General features: G+C 48.4%; 16 protein-coding genes and 1 pseudogene. 8 read left to right on the top strand and 9 right to left on the bottom strand.

What is annotated here, in order from left to right; translation table 11 throughout:
* Positions 1 to 172: 172 nt before the first annotated feature.
* The gene (locus H6F51_18435; protein MBD1824450.1) at positions 173 to 2701 is read right to left on the bottom strand and encodes a peptidase domain-containing ABC transporter; all 2529 of its coding nucleotides are present in this window, start codon (positions 2699 to 2701) and stop codon (positions 173 to 175) included.
* 57 nt (positions 2702 to 2758) lie between these two features.
* A complete protein-coding gene (locus tag H6F51_18430; protein MBD1824449.1) occupies positions 2759 to 3520 on the bottom strand; it encodes a peptidylprolyl isomerase in 762 nt (253 codons plus the stop codon).
* A 413-nt stretch (positions 3521 to 3933) separates the two neighbouring features.
* Here H6F51_18430 and H6F51_18425 point away from each other — a divergent pair, with 413 nt between their 5' ends.
* The gene (locus tag H6F51_18425; protein MBD1824448.1) at positions 3934 to 4575 is read left to right on the top strand and encodes a peroxiredoxin; all 642 of its coding nucleotides are present in this window, start codon (positions 3934 to 3936) and stop codon (positions 4573 to 4575) included.
* A gap of 41 nt (positions 4576 to 4616) precedes the next feature.
* Here the strand turns inward: H6F51_18425 and H6F51_18420 are convergent, their stop codons facing one another.
* The 4 genes from H6F51_18420 to H6F51_18405 all read right to left on the bottom strand — a co-directional run bounded on the left by H6F51_18420 (position 4617) and on the right by H6F51_18405 (position 8484).
* On the bottom strand, positions 4617 to 5555 hold the full coding sequence (locus H6F51_18420) for a MarR family transcriptional regulator (protein MBD1824447.1): 939 nt from the start codon (positions 5553 to 5555) through the stop codon (positions 4617 to 4619).
* Between the two features lie 349 nt (positions 5556 to 5904).
* Positions 5905 to 6393, bottom strand: coding sequence for a phosphohistidine phosphatase SixA (gene sixA / locus H6F51_18415; GenBank protein MBD1824446.1), 489 nt, complete (start codon positions 6391 to 6393; stop codon positions 5905 to 5907).
* Between the two features lie 72 nt (positions 6394 to 6465).
* On the bottom strand, positions 6466 to 7734 hold the full coding sequence (locus tag H6F51_18410; protein MBD1824445.1) for a bifunctional oligoribonuclease/PAP phosphatase NrnA: 1269 nt from the start codon (positions 7732 to 7734) through the stop codon (positions 6466 to 6468).
* 240 nt (positions 7735 to 7974) lie between these two features.
* Positions 7975 to 8484 carry an HNH endonuclease gene (locus H6F51_18405; protein ID MBD1824444.1) on the bottom strand — a complete coding sequence of 170 codons (510 nt, stop codon included), beginning with the start codon at positions 8482 to 8484 and terminating at the stop codon, positions 7975 to 7977.
* Positions 8485 to 8741: 257 nt separating this feature from the next.
* Between H6F51_18405 and H6F51_18400 the strand changes: the two genes are divergently transcribed.
* Positions 8742 to 9953 carry an alanine racemase gene (locus tag H6F51_18400; protein MBD1824443.1) on the top strand — a complete coding sequence of 404 codons (1212 nt, stop codon included), beginning with the start codon at positions 8742 to 8744 and terminating at the stop codon, positions 9951 to 9953.
* Between the two features lie 90 nt (positions 9954 to 10043).
* Here the strand turns inward: H6F51_18400 and H6F51_18395 are convergent, their stop codons facing one another.
* Both H6F51_18395 and H6F51_18390 read right to left on the bottom strand, forming a co-directional pair.
* Positions 10044 to 10241 (bottom strand): hypothetical protein, encoded by a 198-nt coding sequence (locus tag H6F51_18395; protein ID MBD1824442.1) that lies wholly within the window; start codon positions 10239 to 10241, stop codon positions 10044 to 10046.
* Between the two features lie 232 nt (positions 10242 to 10473).
* Positions 10474 to 10896, bottom strand: a complete 423-nt coding sequence (locus H6F51_18390) for a TOBE domain-containing protein (protein MBD1824441.1) — start codon at positions 10894 to 10896, stop codon at positions 10474 to 10476.
* An 83-nt stretch (positions 10897 to 10979) separates the two neighbouring features.
* Here H6F51_18390 and modA point away from each other — a divergent pair, with 83 nt between their 5' ends.
* The 4 genes and pseudogenes from modA to H6F51_18370 all read left to right on the top strand — a co-directional run bounded on the left by modA (position 10980) and on the right by H6F51_18370 (position 15348).
* Positions 10980 to 11765, top strand: coding sequence for a molybdate ABC transporter substrate-binding protein (gene modA / locus H6F51_18385; protein ID MBD1824440.1), 786 nt, complete (start codon positions 10980 to 10982; stop codon positions 11763 to 11765).
* A 24-nt stretch (positions 11766 to 11789) separates the two neighbouring features.
* Complete coding sequence (gene modB, locus H6F51_18380) at positions 11790 to 13592, top strand: molybdate ABC transporter permease subunit (protein ID MBD1824439.1); 1803 nt, start codon at positions 11790 to 11792, stop codon at positions 13590 to 13592.
* Between the two features lie 40 nt (positions 13593 to 13632).
* Positions 13633 to 13884: pseudogene (locus H6F51_18375) on the top strand (DUF1294 domain-containing protein).
* Between the two features lie 441 nt (positions 13885 to 14325).
* Positions 14326 to 15348: a VOC family protein gene (locus H6F51_18370; GenBank protein ID MBD1824438.1), complete on the top strand. Its 1023-nt coding sequence runs from the start codon at positions 14326 to 14328 to the stop codon at positions 15346 to 15348.
* Here H6F51_18370 and H6F51_18365 read toward each other — a convergent pair.
* Positions 15345 to 16148 carry a DUF1838 domain-containing protein gene (locus H6F51_18365; GenBank protein ID MBD1824437.1) on the bottom strand — a complete coding sequence of 268 codons (804 nt, stop codon included), beginning with the start codon at positions 16146 to 16148 and terminating at the stop codon, positions 15345 to 15347. The genes H6F51_18370 and H6F51_18365 overlap by 4 nt on opposite strands.
* A gap of 131 nt (positions 16149 to 16279) precedes the next feature.
* Here H6F51_18365 and H6F51_18360 point away from each other — a divergent pair, with 131 nt between their 5' ends.
* Positions 16280 to 17320 (top strand): nitrilase, encoded by a 1041-nt coding sequence (locus tag H6F51_18360; GenBank protein ID MBD1824436.1) that lies wholly within the window; start codon positions 16280 to 16282, stop codon positions 17318 to 17320.
* Positions 17321 to 18730 (top strand): aldehyde dehydrogenase family protein, encoded by a 1410-nt coding sequence (locus tag H6F51_18355; GenBank protein MBD1824435.1) that lies wholly within the window; start codon positions 17321 to 17323, stop codon positions 18728 to 18730. It begins immediately after the preceding gene.
* The last annotated feature ends 2 nt before the right edge of the window (positions 18731 to 18732 follow it).

Raw genomic sequence — 18732 nt, 5'->3', positions numbered from 1 at the left:
TTAGGGGGCATTCATCCGCCCAAACCGCAGTGAGAAAACCGATCGCTCTCACGCATTTCTAGCACTACGCCTAAATCCTAGCCGATCAAAAAAGCTCACGAAGTTCAGCGAATCAAAGTCGCCTTTCGTGAGCCTAGATTGTTGAGCGATCGTGCTCTAAGTTTAATCCCGCTTACACCGAAGCTTGCTGACGTTGATACAGCGACCAATACAAGCCCTTCTTCCGCAGCAGTTCATCGTGTGTTCCTTTCTCAGCAATCAATCCCTTCTCCATCACCAAAATCAAATCTGCCCGCTTCAGAGGTGCAAAGCGGTGAGCAATCAGAAACACCGTCCGATTGTCTGAAATCGACTGCAAATTCTGTAAAACCTGTTGCTCGGTCTCACTATCGAGTGCGCTCGTCGCTTCATCTAATACCAAAATCGGGCTATTCGAGAGAAACAATCTCGCCAACGCAACCCGCTGGCGCTGCCCCCCAGAAAGGGCTGTTCCCCGTTCTCCTACATTCGTTTCGTAACCTTGAGGCAGTTCGCTAACAAAGTCGTGCGCCGCCGCCATTCGCGCTGCCTCAACTACCTGTTCGGCTGTAATGTCCGGACGACCAAGACTGATGTTATCAATAATGTTGCTATTAAAGAGAAAGTCCTCCTGCAACACAACACCCATCTGGCTGCGTAACGAATGCAGATCTGCGCTCTTGATGTCGAAGCCATCGATCGTAATCTGTCCCGACTCCGGCAAATACAAGCGCTGCAACAATTTCGACAGCGTACTCTTACCCGATCCACTGCGCCCAACCACGCCCACCAGCATCCCCGGCTGCACATCGAACGAAATGCCCTTCAGTACAGGTTCTTGGTTCGGGCTATAACGGAAAAAGACTTGATCAAACGAAACCTGCCCCTTCAAGGGCGGCAACACCAATCCGGTTCCAGGTTCTGCTTCCGGCGCAACGTTGAGGATATCCCCGATCCGATCGACCGACAATAACACTTGCTGTAGGTTCTGCCACAGTTGCACCAACCGCAATAAAGGCCCCGTTACTCGTCCAGACAGCATCTGAAACGCCACCAACTGACCCACGGTTAGCTCTTGCTTGATCACCAAGTGCGCCCCAACCCACAGAATCAGCAGATACGAGAAATTCGTCAGAAAATCACCCAAGTTATTGCTGATATTAGAAGTCGTCGAAGCCTTAAAGCTGGTGCGAATATAGCGAGCAAACAGACCCTCCCAGCGATCGCGCGACGGCTTTTCAGCACTGTGCGCTTTCACCGAATGAATCCCTGTGACTGTCTCCACCAAAAAGGACTGACTATCCGCACTCCGGTTAAACGTCTCATTCAGCCAATTCCGCAGAATCGGTGTGGTTGTCAGCGTCAAAGCCGCATACAAAGGCAAGACCGCCAAGGCAACACCCGTGAGCGGAATGCTGTAGAAGAACATCAACGCTAGATAAACGACTGCAAAAATCGAGTCGAGAATCACGGTTAAAGCCGTTCCCGTGAGGAATTGCCGAATATTCTCTAATTCCTGCACCCGCGCTACGGTGTCTCCAACCCGCCGCGACTCAAAATAAGCCAACGGCAGCCGCATCAAATGCCGAAACAACTGGGCAGAAAGGCTCAAATCCAACCGTCGCGCCGTATGCGTAAAGATAAATAGCCGCAAAATCCCCAGTAGCGCCTCAAACACAGCGACCCCTAAGAGCGCGATCGCCATCACATCCAGCGTCGGAATACTGCCCTGCACCATGACGCGATCGATCACCACCTGGGTAATCAGCGGAGTCGCCAGTCCCAACAGTTGCAGCGTAAATGAAGCGAACAGCACTTCTCCGAGCAAGCCGCGGTATTTCCACACCGCAGGCAGGAACCAGGTTAAATTAAATCGCTCTTGCTTCTGAACGGCTTCAACCTGCCACAGTTGCCCATCCCACACCTGATCCATAAAAGATCGATGCACCGCTTGCGGAGTCATGATGGGATCTTGCGGATCAGAAATAATCCAGCGATCGCCCCTGACTCCATAGGCTACTACCCAATGCGGCTCTGCCGTATCATTCCACAGCATCAGCGCCGGAAAATTCAGCAGCCGCGCCTCTTTCCAGGTCGTCTGAATTCGGCGCAACTGTAGCCCCAACTTTTCGGCTGCATCCACCACATTCGTCGGGCGCTGTCCACGCAATTGGCGCTGCACCCAATCAAGCTGCACGGGATTTTGCAGATGATTTGCAACCATCGTTAAACAAGCTGCCGCGCTATTCATCCCTGACACAAAGGGAAATCCAGACACAGGCTGCGGCGACTGATCCAGTTGCGGCAGATATCGCGATCGCGTAATTGCCCAAAAGCGATCAACATCCGGTGAACGTACAGTCATCCACTGTTCACTGCGCCACTGTACTGCCTGCACATCACCACTAGCGGCTCTCGCTTTCCATCCGGGTAAGTCTAATAAATCGCCAATCCAGTCTCCGGGCTGCAAAACGCGGGAACTGTTATCTTCCCCGACCAGGCGCACTTTGCCGCTGAGAACAATCATTTGCACTCCAGCGTCTTCACTCGACCAAAGCACCTCGCCTAGCTTATAGCGACGCGCTTCGGCGGTGGTCTTAAATTGCACCTGTTGTTCAGGACTGAGAAAACAGAGGGGCGGCGATTCCCAGGGGAGAGTTGTCGCGAGGTCGTTCGTTAGCATGGGGGCAGTTGAAAACTAGGGGGCTAAAATACGGAAAAGGCGTTGCCGTTCTTCAGTCTAATCGTTTACCTGCAGTTTCACGGTCATCTTTTGAATTTTCTCAGCGAGCCAACGATCGAACAATTCCGTCGTCAGCATTTGTTTTAATTGCTGATTATCTAAAGTTGCAGGGATTACTTCCTCAATCCGGAAAAGCGCCCATCGATTTTCGAGTTCAATCGGGCCGACAATATCCCCCACATTGGCAGAATCGATCACCGCTCTGACCGCGTCGGGCATTGTACCGCGACTGACAGGCCCCATCATGCCGTTTGCGATCCGATCGTCCGCGATCGAATGCTCCCGTGCCAGCATCTCAAACCGCTCTCCCTCGCTAATTTGCAGCTTCAATTCGTCTGCTAATTCTTGGCTTTCGACAATAATCCGAGACAGCACCACGCGATCAAGAAATACTTTACGCTCAATAAAATATTCCTGTAGGCGCGGTTCGGTCGCCAAGATCTTTAGCTTCTCGTTCTTAAAGTTGGTTGAAATTTGCTGGTGAAATGCTGTGTAATCCAGCCCATTGCGGTTGAGCCACTCTTGGAACTGCTTCGGATCGGTGAGTTGCTGCTGAATCCGAAAGTCAACGACCGCCTGTTCGATTACGGCTGGATTAATATCAAGGTCATCGCGATTTTTTACTTCAGTCTCGATTACGTACTGACGTAAAATATCCCCAATAAACCCTTGGAGCTTTCCAGAGGTTTGGAGATAACGCAGGCAATCGCGCAGGCTGAGTGAGTCGTCGTCAATCGTGAGAAAAGTGTTGGTTTCCATACGGGTAATCTGTTGCGGGTGTCCTAATCGATGGTATCGCGCCCGGATCGCCTAAGAAGTTTGCTACAGGTTAAGAACAGCTTAGCGATCGCGAGACCACTGCGATTAAACTAGAATCCTGCACTTCTGGAGTCCGCAATTTCAACCAAATCCCATAGGACTTCACGGCATCTTCAAGGAGGGTACGGAGAAAACTCGAAATTTGAAGCTGAAGTGTTGTACCGTACCATCGGACTTCTGCGTAAATGCTCTGAGCTTGAATTCTGATATTTCAGTCTGAAATCTTTACGAAGTTCTTCATCACCTATAGAATCTTTAAAAGATCTAAACTCCGACCGGGAAACCGGGATTTATGGCATGATCGATCAGTAACTATTTGCGATCGACAGACACTCAAAAGGAAATTACGCGATATGGCTCTTCGACTAGGTGATAGCGTTCCCAACTTTACTCAGGACTCTTCTGAGGGAACGATCGATTTTTATCAGTGGGCAGGCGATAGCTGGGTGGTTCTCTTCTCTCACCCAGCAGATTACACTCCAGTTTGCACTACAGAATTGGGTGAAGTGGCGAAACGCAAGCCCGAATTCGACCAGCGCAATGTGAAGGTAATTGCGCTCAGCGTGGATGATGCAGAATCCCACCAAGGCTGGATCGGTGATATCAACGAAACCCAAAGCTGCAACGTCAACTATCCAATCTTGGCAGACAAAGACAAAAAAGTGTCTGAACTGTACGACATGATTCACCCGAACTCCAGCACAGGTTCGACCCTGACGGTGCGATCGGTGTTCATTATCGACAACAACAAGAAACTCCGCTTAACGCTCACCTATCCTGCTAGCACCGGACGCAACTTTGACGAATTGCTGCGCGTGATTGATTCGCTGCAACTAACCGACAACTACAGTGTTGCAACCCCGGCAAACTGGCAAGATGGCGACGATTGCGTTGTCGTGCCTTCGATTCCGACCGATCAAGCGCGTGAAAAATTCCCCAAAGGCGTCACCGAGGTGAAACCCTACCTCCGCATGACTCCGCAACCGAACAAGTAAGCTTTCAAATTGCTGTGATTTCATTAACTGGGTGAGTTTCCTTACCCAGTTTTTTCTATAGCGTTGAGATTTTTGATCGCCTGATTCACCCAATCAGACAGCGCCACTTGCTCCTCGATCGAGATGTCGGTCATCATCATTTCGATCACGGACTGGGCGATCGGGGGCAGCGTCGTTTTCATTTGCGCTCCGGCTTGCGTTAGCCAAATCCGCCAAATTCTTCGATCCTGGAAGTCGCGTTCCCGGCGAATCAAGCCGCGCTCACTCATGCGATCGAGTACCCCGGTTAAAGTGCCGCCGACTTGCTGGAGTTGATCGCTAATTTCAGAAGTTGCCTGCCCGTCTTCTTGCCACAAACAGCATAAAACGACCCAGTGAAACGGCGTGAGTTCGTGCGGATCAAGCTGTTCTTGAAATCGGCGGGTTCCTAGCTGCGCAATAATTTTGATGCGATAACCGAGATTATAGGGAGCTAGCAAAGCCCGCCAACCATCTGCATGGGGGGTAACGGCAGAATGAGACAAATTGGCAATGATACGATCGATGATGCTAGACAAGTGTTCGCGCTCTGGAAGCGGAATTCCCTGCAAGGTGGCTTCTCGAATTTCGACTGCGATCGGCGGGAGGATATCTTGAAGCTGTCGTCCTGCATCAGTCAGCCAAATCCGCCAAATTCTTCGATCCTGGAAGTCGCGTTCCCGGCGAATCAAGCCGCGCTCACTCATGCGATCAAGTACCCCGGTTAAAGTGCCGCCGACTTGTTGGAGTCGATCGCTAATACTCGATGTCGCCTGCCCGTCTTCCTGCCATAAACAGCACAAGACCACCCAATGAAACGGAGTCAGCTTATAGGGATCAAGCCGTTCTTGAAATCTGCGACCAAGCAGTTGAGAAAGGAGCTTGATGCGGTATCCGATGCCATGTGGAGCTAGTAAACGTTTGAGATTAGCGGGAATTTGTTCGGTGTCTGAAGAGATCATCTCATTCCTAAAACTGCGTATTAAACGATTTAGATCTCGAAGCTCGGCGTAGCAAAAAGCAAAGTAGGAAAATTTTAGCTTAATTAAATCGCTTAAGACAAAATTAAGGGATAACGATCGCCATTCGGATCGTAATACCAATTTAAAACGAATTCAGCAGATCACCGATTCTTCGCATCCCTTAATCGTAGAGACACAATTAATCGTCTAATCGTCCTCCTACCAAAAGTTTTGCAATAATCTGTTGCCTGCAGCCTTCACAAATCGAATTGCTATCGGGAATGAGCAGAGCGACAAATCGACATTGATGATACTTTCTCAGAAAGTTTCTCACAAGTCAGTTCTATTCTCATAGCAGAAACTTAGGAGGAGTCAGCCAGAATAGGCGGCTATTGCCGATCGCGCCGCCTGTATTCGGCAGTTCTAGCCCGACTACACCCGCTTTTTTCAGGATGAGACGATCGCGGACTTCTCCCCAAATTAGCAGTTCTGCCCACCCGCTTAAGTCCGGCTCATGTCCCACCAGCGCCAGTGTCTTCTCCGGTGTGCGCCACGCTTCAAGCCAACTGATCCAGGTCTGAATATTTCCGCTTGGTGCAAGATATCCCTCAACTTCGAGTGCATTGCCCAAGCCAGCCGCTTTTAGAATTTCAGCCGTTTGCATAGCGCGAGTCAGGGGGCTTGTCAGAATTAGATCAAACTCCACTCCAAACGATCGTAGCTGCTTTGCGACCTGCTCAGTTTTACGCTTTCCTTCGGAAGTTAGGGGTCGCTCGTCATCGTTGGCGTAATCGCCGTGTTGTCCTGCCAGTCCATGCCGAATCAAATAAAGCTTCATACACCTATCAAACGTCTAGGGGCTATTTGGATCTTTACCAAATTCGTTGCCCTAGACGCTTCTTGCTTTAGATTAATTTACTCCTTTGGGATAGTGCTGCTCTGGGTTGACCAATCGCAGTAATTTCTGCTTCACCTGAGCATCGAACACCGACCATTTGGTTTTGGCGTATTCGCTGTTTTCTGTAAAGCCTGAAAGAAATCCCATCGGAATCTCAAAGCCGCCTGCTTGCGATCGTCCCCCGCCAAAGAAGCGTCCTTGAGCATCTTGCCCAAATGCCTCTTTGATAAATTCGTCCGGGTCAAGCGTCAATTTGTTCGTGCGAAGCGATCCGACGACGAATTCGAGTTCTTCGTCTTCGTCGTGAACGATGCCATAAACTACAGCAGTATGGACATTCTCTTCTGTCACCAAGAAGTCTGCTGCTTGAGGAATTGCGTCACGATCGTCGTAGCGCAAATAGCCCACGCCAGCGATCGAAAAGTTGTTGTGAACGGTGCGATTTTTCAGCGATCGTTCAATCACTTCCATCACCTGCTTTGATCGCGAGGACTGCATCACCGCGTTGAGCAACTGCGCGTCATAGTATCGACTTAAAAAAGCAGCCGCGAGAAAATCTTCTTCCTGCGCCTGCATCAATCGATTTGTGTCCGATCGTAGTCCGTGCATCAGCGCAGTCGCGCACTTAACATGCTCAGGGGCGCTGGTATCAAATTTCAGCATTCCCGCCTGAATATATTGCGTCAAGATCGTCGCGGTGGCGCGAGTATAGGAGCGAATGTCAGCGAATTCAGCGTGGAGGTCGTCCTGCATACTGTGATGATCGATCACAACTGTAATCGGGATATTCGATTGCAGAACCGACGGTAGAAGCTGGCTTGTGGTTCCCTGGTTGTCAATCAGCACACAGCCTTTGTAAACCGAGAAGTCCTTTGTTTTTGCGGTTTGTACCGTTAATCGTTGAAGCGGTAATGCGGTTAACTTCACAAGCGCAATGTTTTCCTGATGCGAAAGCGTTCCAGCATAGGCAATTTCGGCTTGAATGTCGTATCTTTGGGCGATTAGTTTATAAGCCCAAGCCGAAGAAAGTGCATCGGGATCAGGAAAATCCTGTAAAAGTATTAGCTGACGCTCACCACGATGCCGCTCTAGAACTTGACGAAATCCTTCGATTTTCTGCTCTTGCTCCGGAGAACGCATGACATCGTAAGGGTAGCGTCCTCGCTGGTCATGAGCCGCGCCATTTGACGCTTTTGGAAGATCGTTGCTCTTGGCTACAGCGAGGCTATGCGATAGAGGCTCAGTTGGATTCAGCCCAGAAATACCAGAGTCTGGTTCCATTGTGATGAGTGAAGTGAATGGCACAGTCGAATCAGATTGCATACGTTGAAGTTGTGCGGAAAATAGAACCAGCCTCGGTCGGCAGCTTCGCTTCACAGAGTGTTCTCGCCTGGTTTGAGCTGCTCGATCGTAGGCACTCTCTGATCTTCGCAAAAAAGTTCAAAAAACGGCAGAGCGATTTGTTCAGTTTCCCTCATTTGATAGAGCGGAAACCGATCTGGAGCCGTGATCGCTCGAATCCTATTCTTCTCGCACTCCCCCGATGACATATTTTTGCCATTCTTGGTTTACGCCGTTCTTGACGTGCTTGGTGACTTCAAAATAAAGACTGCTGTGCGGGCGATGCGGCGGATTTCGCAGCGGCATAACGGCTTCTTTGGGGGTGCGGCTGCCTTTTTTGACGTTGCAGCGCACACAAGCCGTAACGATGTTTTCCCAGGAATCTCCGCCGCCTCTCGATCGTGGGATCACATGATCCAGCGTCAGATCGTCCCCGGTGTAGCCGCAGTATTGGCAGGAGTGCCCGTCGCGGTGCAGCAGATTCTTGCGAGTGAGCGGAATCTCTTTGTAGGGGACGCGCACATAATGGCGCAGGCGAATCACGGTGGGGAGTGGAAACCCCGAATAAATCATCTTTCCGTTATGCTCGACTTGCTCAGCTTTGCCTTTGATAAGCAGGACAACTGCTCGCCGCCAACTGGTAATATTGAGCGGTTCGTAGGAGGCATTGAGCACCAGAACCTTTCCCATTCGGATTGTTTTAAGACACGCTTATTTGCACTGATGCTAACATATCCAACCCATTCGGTGATGGCTAGAGCGATCGTCGAAAGAAGCGATCTCCACTCACTTTTCTCCGTTTGGTCTTTTTTGTAAAGTGAGAGTCAAGCAGTTGAGAGATGACCGGCGGTGGCTTCGGGATCGAAAATTAAATTTTCCGATTTTGAAAACATTGTTGAAATAGAATCAAGAGCCGACAGGCAAATGGTGGCTGAGGAGTAGGAGTGATGCTGAGTTGGGATCAAAGTTCGAGTATTGCCTTGATGCAGCGGGAGCGCGCTTGGGTTGAGATTGATCTGGCGGCACTGTCTCATAATGTGCAGCAGATTCTTAGCCTGATTTCTGCCAAAACTGAGCTAATGGCAGTGGTGAAAGCTGATGCTTACGGCCATGGGGCGGTGACGGTGGCGCAGACTGTTTTGCAAGCAGGAGCGACTTGGCTAGGGGTGGCGACGATTCCAGAAGGGATCGAGCTACGCGAAGCGGGAATCGAAGCGCCGATTTTAGTTCTAGGCGCGACACATACCGCAGAGCAGATTCGAGCGATCGAGCATTGGCAGCTTCAACCCACTCTCTGTACTCCCAAGCAAGCCTTAGTATTCTCAGAATCGGTGCGACAGAGTGTGTTGCCGATTCATCTCAAACTAGATACGGGAATGTCGCGTTTAGGAACTTCTTGGGAAAATGCAGTCGAGTTTGTGCAGTTAGTGAAGAGCTTGCCGAATCTATCGATCGAGAGTATTTATTCACATTTAGCAACTGCCGAAGATCTTGATCCGACTATCCGGCAACAACAGCAGCATCGCTATGAATCGGGACTTCGTGCCTGTGGTTACAACCTGAGTGGAAAACATCCCCGCTTTCATTTGGCGAACTCAGCCGGGACGATTGTTGATCCGAGCTTGCACTATGACATGGTGCGGACAGGGCTTTTGCTGTATGGACTTTATCCGGCAGAGCATTTGCGGTCGCGCTTGGATTTGCGTCCGGTGATGCAGGTGAAAGCGCGGGTGACGCAGGTGAAAACCATTCAAGCGGGAACCGGAGTGAGCTATGGATATCGGTTTATTGCCGATCGTGAAACTCAGATTGCGGTGATTGGAATCGGGTATGCAGATGGCGTACCGCGTAATTTATCGAACAAGATGACTGCGTTAGTTCGGGGACAACACGCAAAGCAAATTGGGTCAATCACAATGGATCAGTTGATGCTGGATGTGAGCCATATTCCAGCATTGCAGGAAGGTGAAGTTGTAACGCTGTTGGGGCAGGACGGCAACGAAAAGATTTTGGCAGACGACTGGGCGAATCTACTCGGCACAATCTCTTGGGAAATTCTGTGTGGATTTAAGCATCGGCTTCCACGGGTTGCAGTGGGTAAGCCGTTGGTGAGGCGAGAAATGATTGAGCGTCGATCGAGCCAAAGTAGGGGAAGTTAGTAAAGATCACGTTCCCAGGTGACGGCGATGTTGAGTTGTTTGAAGGTGTCTTCAACCCTAATTCCTTGCAATGACTCCAAATTTGTGGCCTCATCGCGACTCGAACGTTGACATTACTTCGGGTTCAGAAATCGCACTGTTCAACCATTTTTGCATGGCTGGCAGCGCGAGAATCGTGTCGGCATAGTCCTGCCATACCGAATCAAGCTTGACATCATAAGTGCGGAATCTCAGCCCAACTGGAGCAAGTCTTCCAAATTGTTGTAATTGGACGTGAGTTCGATACAAGTCTTGGCTGCGTTTGGATCTGCGGGTAGCCCCCTAAATCCCCCACAAGTGGGGGACTTTGAAGCTTAGAAGGCTCTTAAATTTGGGGGATCACGATTCTCTAAGTCCCCCAAAATGGGGGATTTAGGGGGCTGATCGGCTCAAATCGAAGCGAAAAAACTCATCGAACTGACGTTAATTGGAACATTCATTGTCGTATGGCAATATGATCCAAGCATTTCCGTTCAGTAAATCATTCCATCGCAATTACAACATCGCTCGACTTAATCACTGCATAAGCCGTTTTACCTTCTTCGAGTTCCAAAACTTCGGCTGAGGTCGTTGTAATCGTCGAAATTAACTCTACCCGATGCATCACTTCGATCGTCACCTCCGTATGAATCGACCCTTTCACCAGTCGCTTCACTTTCCCTTCCAAAACATTGCGAGAACTCACCTTGAGCGGTTTCTTCGATGAATTTACAGCCCGATCGATAGCCGCTTCTTGAGCTATTTCCTTGGTCGTCTCAGAATCGCTGGACTGCTTTAACCCCCGCAGCATCTCCCGCAGCACCTCAGTTTTGGTACGCTGTGATCGTTGGCATATCGCCTCTAGAAGCTGCCGCTCCTCCTCAGAGGTTTGAAATGTGATCCATCCTTGATCTTTTCTGGGCATTACGCTACCAATTTAGTTGGTAAAGGCTGATAAGTTGGTAAAGGTCTATTAACGTTCAGGATTCTTATCCTAAACAGAATTGTATGAAACGTAAACACTTCCTGACGGTTTTGAGTGTTGCTCTGATTAGCTTCTCGATCGTGCTTGGCTTACAGTTCGCTCAACCCACCACAGCAAACACCACTTTATTAGTCTCTGCGGCAGCCAGTCTTAAAGAGGTGCTAGAGGAAATTGAGCCTCTGTATCAAAAGACTCGCGCTGATGTGGATTTGACCTATAACTTCGGGGCATCTGGTGCTTTACTTCAGCAAATCGAGCAAGGCGCACCTGCTGACATTTTTATCTCAGCCGCAAGACGGCAAATGGATACACTCGATCAAAGAGGCGCATTAGTTCCGGGAACTCGCGGTAACTTAGCAAACAATCGATTAGCGATCGTCGTTCCCAAAGCCTCAAGAATCGTCACAAGCTTCTCAAGTCTTAAAGAGCCGGAAATTAAGCGAGTGGCGATCGGTGAACCGAGAAGCGTTCCTGCCGGACAGTATGCTGAACAGGTGTTGCAAAAGCTGAATCTGTCCAACGATCTCAACTCTAAGCTCGTTTATGCGAACAATGTGCGGCAAGTTCTCGCGGCGGTTGAAAGCGGCAATGCGGATGCAGGGTTTGTTTATGTGACCGATGCTCAGATCTCCGATAAAGTGAAAATTGCTGCCATTGCTGCTGAGAGCTTTCATTCGCAAATTGTTTATCCGATAGCAGTGTTGAAGAGCAGCAAGAATGTCGATGTAGCCAAATCCTTTTTGCAGTATCTATCCAGTAATGAAGCGAGAGGCGTATTCCGCAAGTACGGATTTATTGGGCCGAAATAGCAATTTTGTCGAATGAATGTAGCAATGACTGTTCCCCTTGATCTGTCTCCATTGTGGATCTCGCTGAAAGTAGCCGCGATCGCAACTGTCTTTACCTTCTTTGCAGGAGTCGCTATTGCCTATTGGATGCTGAACTATCGCGGCAAGGGAAAATTTATTCTTGAAGGAATCTTTGTCTCTCCGTTGATCCTGCCGCCGACTGTGGTGGGCTTTTTGCTGCTGTTGGTGTTTGGTAAGAATGGCTGGGTGGGGCAGTTGTTGGGGTCGATCGATTTCAGCCTTGTATTCACCTGGTATGGAGCCGTGCTCACGGCAACAGTCGTTTCATTCCCCTTGATGTATCGAACCGCATTAGGAGCGTTCGAGCAGATTGACGAGAACTTCTTAGCCGTTGCTCGGACTTTAGGAGCTTCAGAATGGACAGTGTTCCGTCGAGTTCTGCTGCCTTTAGCATTGCCGGGAGTGTTAGCAGGTGCGGTACTGGGGTTTGCCAGGGCATTAGGTGAATTCGGGGCGACCTTGATGTTAGCAGGCAACATTCCTGGACAAACGCAGACGATTCCAATGGCAATTTATTTTGCTGTAGAAGCGGGCGCAATGAATGAGGCTTGGTTCTGGGCAGTGATGATTCTATTGATTTCGCTGTCTGGAATCTTTGCGGTCAACTTCTGGCAAGACCGACAGCAGCAATTGAAACTGCTGCGAACCGCCAGAAAGCCAAATCATAAAGCAGTTGCAGCAATTTCTCCAACTTCATCCGGTTTATTTGTTGACATTCAAAAGCAGCTTCCAGCCTTCGACTTAGATCTGACTTTCAGTGCAACAAAATCAACGCTAGGAATGCTAGGGGGATCAGGTGCAGGAAAGAGTATGTTACTACGCTGTATTGCAGGAATGGAAAGTCCAACACAAGGACGAATTGTTCTCAACGGACGAGTTTTGTTTGATGCAAAGGCAGGAATTAATGTACCGAGCCGCGATCGCAAAGTCGGTTTTCTGGTGCAGAACTACGCTTTATTTCCGAACCTAACTGTTGCAGAAAACATTGCTTTTGGCTTACCAAAGTCTCTTGCTAAACGTGAAGCACGTCAGCGCATCGAAGCTCAATTGGATTCAGTACAATTACAAGGGTATGGCGATCGCTATCCGCATCAATTGTCTGGCGGACAACAGCAGCGAGTTGCATTAGCGCGGGTACTTGCAAGTGAGCCAGAGGTAGTTCTGCTCGATGAACCTTTTTCAGCCTTAGATACCCCTCTGCGGAGCCAAATGGAACAAGAAGTGATTGCACGACTCCGAGAGTTTAAGGGCGTGAGCTTGTTTGTCACTCACAACTTAGAAGAAGCGTATCGAGTGTGTGATGATTTGATTGTTCTGGAGCAAGGACAGACGCTTGCATATGGTTCAAAGCATGACATTTTTGCAAGACCCGGTAGATTAGGTGTGGCTCAACTGACCGGATGCAAGAACATTTCTCCAGTCCAAGTCATCACAGAACAAGAGATTTATGCAATAGATTGGGGCATTCGCTTACGAGTAATTGAACCCTTACCCGATCGATTCGCTTATGCCGGAATTCGTGCCCATCAGATTCGATTTACAGACGATCCAACTGCGGAAAATGCGTTTCCTTGCTGGTTGGTTGCCACAAGTGAAACGCCGCACCGAATGACCGTTTTTCTGAAGTTCACATCGGATATTGTCGATCGACAGGATTATCACATTCAAGCTGAAGTTTTCAAAGAGAAATGGAACGTTATAAAATACAAAGATTTTCCTTGGTTTGTTCAGCTTGAGCCGACTCGGTTGATGCTACTACAAGCTTAGATGGAAAGATTGGTTAATAAGCTTTCGTTGTTAACATACGATGAGTTTAGTAACCTACGCGCTATACGCTGATGATAAATCTCGTGCTAACCGCAAGGACTGGCGCACCCCTGAACAAACGCTACATCTATGTGAACTTGCAGGTGGATGGTTGGGTGGGTTTATCGCCCAGCGAATGCTGCGGCACAAAAGTCAGAAAGAGCCTTATCAAGCTGCGTTTTGGGCGATCGTTATCATTCATTACATTGCATGGTTGTTTTGGCTGTTTTTGGGAAGAATGCTATGGGCTTAGCTTTGTTCCTACTAGCCGCCATGACTTTGATCTAGCTTAAGATGGGATGGTGCAGAGGTTTACCCCGTTTCTAAGGAGTAGAGCCGCAGCATTTGCCAGATAATTACAGCCATGTAATACCAGATTGATTTGTGGATGCGACAGATTCTCGCCCCCCAAATCCCCCATACTGGGGACTTTGAGAATCCGAAACAGATTTGGCTTGAAGTCCCCCACGCGTGGGGGATTTGGGGGGCGAGAATCTGTCGCATCCACAAATCAATCTGGTATGAGTTACCGACAGTATCCTATAGTTACTTGAAGTAAAGCATTGTGACCCACATAGGGTTATAGCAATCTTTGGAGAAGTGTTACATCATTGGTGTTTGTCAAAAAACGTTACAAGTTGCAATCTAATTCATCGGCTGACACAATGACATCGTTGACCTTCTTAGAATAGTTATGTCTTTGTCCTCTGCGATCGCTGGAATTTACGAAGTCTGTATCGGTGTTTCTGACATAGAATCCGCGATCGAGTATTGGCAGCATTTTGGATATGAGATGGCTCAAGCAGGAAAACTTTCTGCTGCGATCGCCCAAACCCTCTATCAAGTGGACTCTTCATTGCAATCCGTTCGCCTGAGTCACCAAGCATCTGATCACGGCTTAATCCGTTTAATGCAATGGGAACAGCCCCGAAATGAGGGTTTAGCGCTGGAATCAATGAAAGTCAGAGGGAATCGATGGGCAACGACTATGACAGCAGATGTTTTAACGCTTCTCAATCATGCGGAAGAAGCTGATCGAGCAGGACTTCCAATTCGTTATACATTGCCGCACTGGGAAAAGATTTACAACAAAGAGCACCAAATGCGCCCGTTTATTGATTCCGCGATCGGGGTTCGAGAAATGCTATTGCTGCAACCGCTCACTCGACAGGTACTGTTTCAACGCTTTGGATACACGGTGCTGAACTATGGTCAAATTAATCAGCAGGCAGCCTTGAAAGCGAGTCAGATTACGCATATGGGGCTGATTGTTCAAGACGATCGCAAGGAAACGCTGAGGTTCTATGAAGATGTTCTGGGACTCTTGCGCGTTCGGGATGATGTCGAGACAAGTTATGAATCTTCGCAGGCAGGACGGGAAATTTTTGACTTACAACCCGGCGAAAAGTTCATTGTGACTGCATTTGATGATCCACGATCGTCTGTTACTGATTGGCAATCAGCGCGATCGGGACGATTGTATATTGTGCGATTTCCAGAAGCTTATTCATTGCCGAGTCGGTTCGATCGAGCACAACCCGGATGCTTAGGTCTGTCGCTTTATACCTATCGGGTAAGAGAGATTGAGAACTATCACGATCGCATCACAGCAAGTTCGGCTCGCAGCGTGACTGAGATTGTTCGGGATGAGTTTGGCGATCGTAGTTTTTCTTTTATCGCTCCAGATGGTTATTTTTGGACACTGATTGAAGGCTAAGCGGCTGGAATCGGAAACGTTTCCTTAGCGAGATACGCATCAAAATGCTGCTGGAAATAGAGCCAGGAAGTCATATCTTCCGTATCCAGCGGTGCTGCCGGTGCATCCCGATAGAGCGGCATTCGGGTATTAATTTCGTCTTGAAGTAATTGCGGTAGCTGATCAAATCCCGCTACTTTGCAGCCTGAAGCGCTGTAAATCAAGTGCCCAGCGCGATCGCCCATTTTCATCCAAGGTAGCCAAGGGCCAATCCGATCCCAACCTAACCATATTTTTGAAACGGAAGGTTGCTGCTCATCAAAGAGTTCGGCAGATGGAACAACAAATTTGAACAATTCTGCCGCTTGATAATTAGGATTTGGAAAGTATTCCGCGAACTTTGGATCATTCAATGGATTTGGATAAGCAGGAAAGATATCAAATGTAAGCGTTGTGGTTTCGTCATCCAGTTGAGCAGGAAACTGTCCTTTAAAGGTTCCTTGAATCGGATTGTTGGCAACGTGCATCACAGGTACAGTTTCTTCAGTCCAAGGATTTGTCCAAGTTTGAAGCTTTTCGCCCGTTTTAGGATCTAAGTAATACGTTAACTCTCTGGAGGTAAACGCCCAGCAATTTTCTTCAGTTGGAAGACAACGGCTCACACTCATTCCAACCATCTTGAACAAACATTGCCGTTTCTCACCGGGGACAAACGAGTAAATCGCGCCAGTCCAGATTAAATAGTTCGATCGTGCCGGATCAAGCGACGATCGAATCTTCACCCAGTATTTAGCATCCAGAAGTTGAGTTGAAATCATCAGCCTGCCCAGATTAAATTTTTAAGACGATCGTGTAAGGTTCTTGCTTTCATCGCCTTCAATAAGAATGAGTCCCACACATCATTCTAGAGTCAAAGAATAACCAACATCGCTTAAATTAACATGAAACTAACATGAAACTGATGGAAAACGGGCTGGCTTACAAGGCATTAGCACTTCAAGTCACCTGTCACGCGATCAATCAAAGCCGCGATCGCGCTTCCGCGCGATTAAAAATGCAGCAAGCCCTCGATCGTTTAGATCAGCAGATTGCTGTGAGCCTAGCTTTTATTGGGTCTGATTGTCGTTTAATCGTATTACCAGAGTATTTTCTCACAGGCTTTCCGATGGGCGAATCTCTAGAAGATTGGGCAGACAAAGCTTGTTTAGAAATATCAGGCGCAGAGTATGAAGCATTGGGAAAGATTGCTCAAAAACATCGCATCTTCCTAGCAGGCAATGCTTACGAACTTGATCCACATTTTCCGGGCTTGTATTTTCAAACTTGTTTCGTCTTAGATCCAAGTGGATCTGTCGTTCTACGGTATCGTCGGTTGAACTCGCTGTTTGCGCCAACGCCTCATGATGTTTGGGATCAGTATCTTGAACATTACGGGCTAGAGGGTGTGTTTCCGGTTGCGAAAACCGAGATTGGTAATCTTGCCGCTGTTGCATCGGATGAGATTCTATTTCCAGAAGTCGCACGCTGTTTAGCAATGCGGGGAGCAGAAATCTTAATTCATCCCACTTCAGAAATTTATGGACAAGCACGATCGCCCAAAGAAGCTGCAAAAGTTAGCCGGGCAGTTGAAAATATGATGTATGTGATTTCGTCGAACACCGCCGGAATCGCGGATAGTTCAATTCCGATCGCATCAGTCGATGGGGGTTCAAAGATTGTGGATTATCGAGGATTAGTGTTAGCTGAAACCGGAGCAGGGGAAAGTATGGCAGCGTTTGCCGAAGTTGATTTAGCGGCACTCCGTCGCTATCGTCGGCAGCCCGGACTAGGAAATATGCTTGCACGCCAGCGATTTGATGCGTATGTGGATAGCTATCATAATTCCGAGTTTTACCCCCGCAATACCATGCTAAACGGTGAAATCGAGCGAAAACACTTTATCCAAACTCAATTAGCCACGATCGAGCGCTTGGCTCAACGAGGAGTGATTTAAATGCCTCAGATTCCTGTTCGCAATCCTCGCACTGGTAACGTCGATGCCTGGATTATGCCTCCTATTTCAGCAGACCTTTCTCAACAGTGCGATCGCCTGCGTTTGGCTCAACCTGCTTGGCAATCCGCTGGGTTAGGGCAGCGAATTGCAGCCTTGCAGCAGTGGAAACATGCGATTCAACAGCATTCCGAGCCATTAATTCAGGCATTAGTCGCAGATACAGGACGATTGGACATTTCGGCATTAGAAGTTGATTCGGTGCTGTCGAGTCTCGATCGCTGGTGTCAACTCGCTCCAGAACTATTACAGGAAATCGAGAAGCCTACAGCAATTCCATTTATTCACCTACAGCAGGATTCTGTTCCCTATCCGCTTGTGGGTGTGATCAGTCCGTGGAATTTCCCATTGTTGTTATCTCTGATTGATACGATTCCAGCCTTATTAGCGGGTTGTGCTGTGATTGTCAAACCCAGTGAGATTGCGCCTCGTTTCATCAACCCATTACTCGATACCGTCAATGAAGTTCCTGAACTACGAGACATCTTGACTTTTGTTGAGGGGGATGGAGACACAGGAGCCGCCTTAATCGAGCAAGTTGACTTAATCTGCTTTACAGGCAGTATAAAAACTGGGCGACAGGTGGGAGAAGCTGCCGCAAAACGATTCATTCCAGCATTTTTAGAGCTTGGAGGAAAAGATCCAGCGATCATTCTAAAGTCCGCAGATCTCGACCTTGCAACTTCCGCAATTCTATGGGGTTCAGTGGTGAATACCGGACAATCTTGTTTGTCGATTGAGCGAATTTATGTCGATCAAGCCATTGTTCAACCCTTCACCGAGCAACTGATTGCCAAAGCAACACAACTTAAATTAGCTTATCCAACCCTTAATGATGGTGAAATTGGCCCGATTATTGCCGAACGACAAGCAGCAATCATTGCAGATCACCTACAAGATGCGATCAACAAGGGCGCGATCGTGCAGTGTGGTGGAAAGATTGAGACTTTAGACGGTGGTTTATGGTGCTACCCCACAGTTTTAACTGAGGTAAACCACACCATGAAAATCATGACCGAAGAAACATTTGCGCCGATTATGCCCATTATGCCTTTTGCAACGGTTGAAGAAGCGATCGAGCTTGCAAATGACACAATTTATGGTTTAGGTGCAGCCGTATTCGCAGGCTCAACCTCAGAAGCATTGGAAGTTGGCGATCGTATTCAAGCAGGCGCAATCAGTATTAATGATGCAGCCCTCACAGCTTTGATTCACGAAGGAGAAAAGAATGCGTTTCACTACTCTGGAATAGGAGGCTCACGCATGGGAGCCGCAGCCCTAAAACGTTTTATGCGAAAGAAAGCGTATTTGATTAAAACAAAGCCTGTGTTTAATCCTTGGTGGTATGTATAGGA

This window comes from Cyanobacteria bacterium FACHB-DQ100 (assembly GCA_014695195.1).
Classification (GTDB): Bacteria; Cyanobacteriota; Cyanobacteriia; order Leptolyngbyales; family Leptolyngbyaceae; genus Leptolyngbya.
The sequence above is the reverse complement of the archived record's forward strand: the minus strand, read 5'-3'. Positions and strand labels throughout refer to the sequence as shown.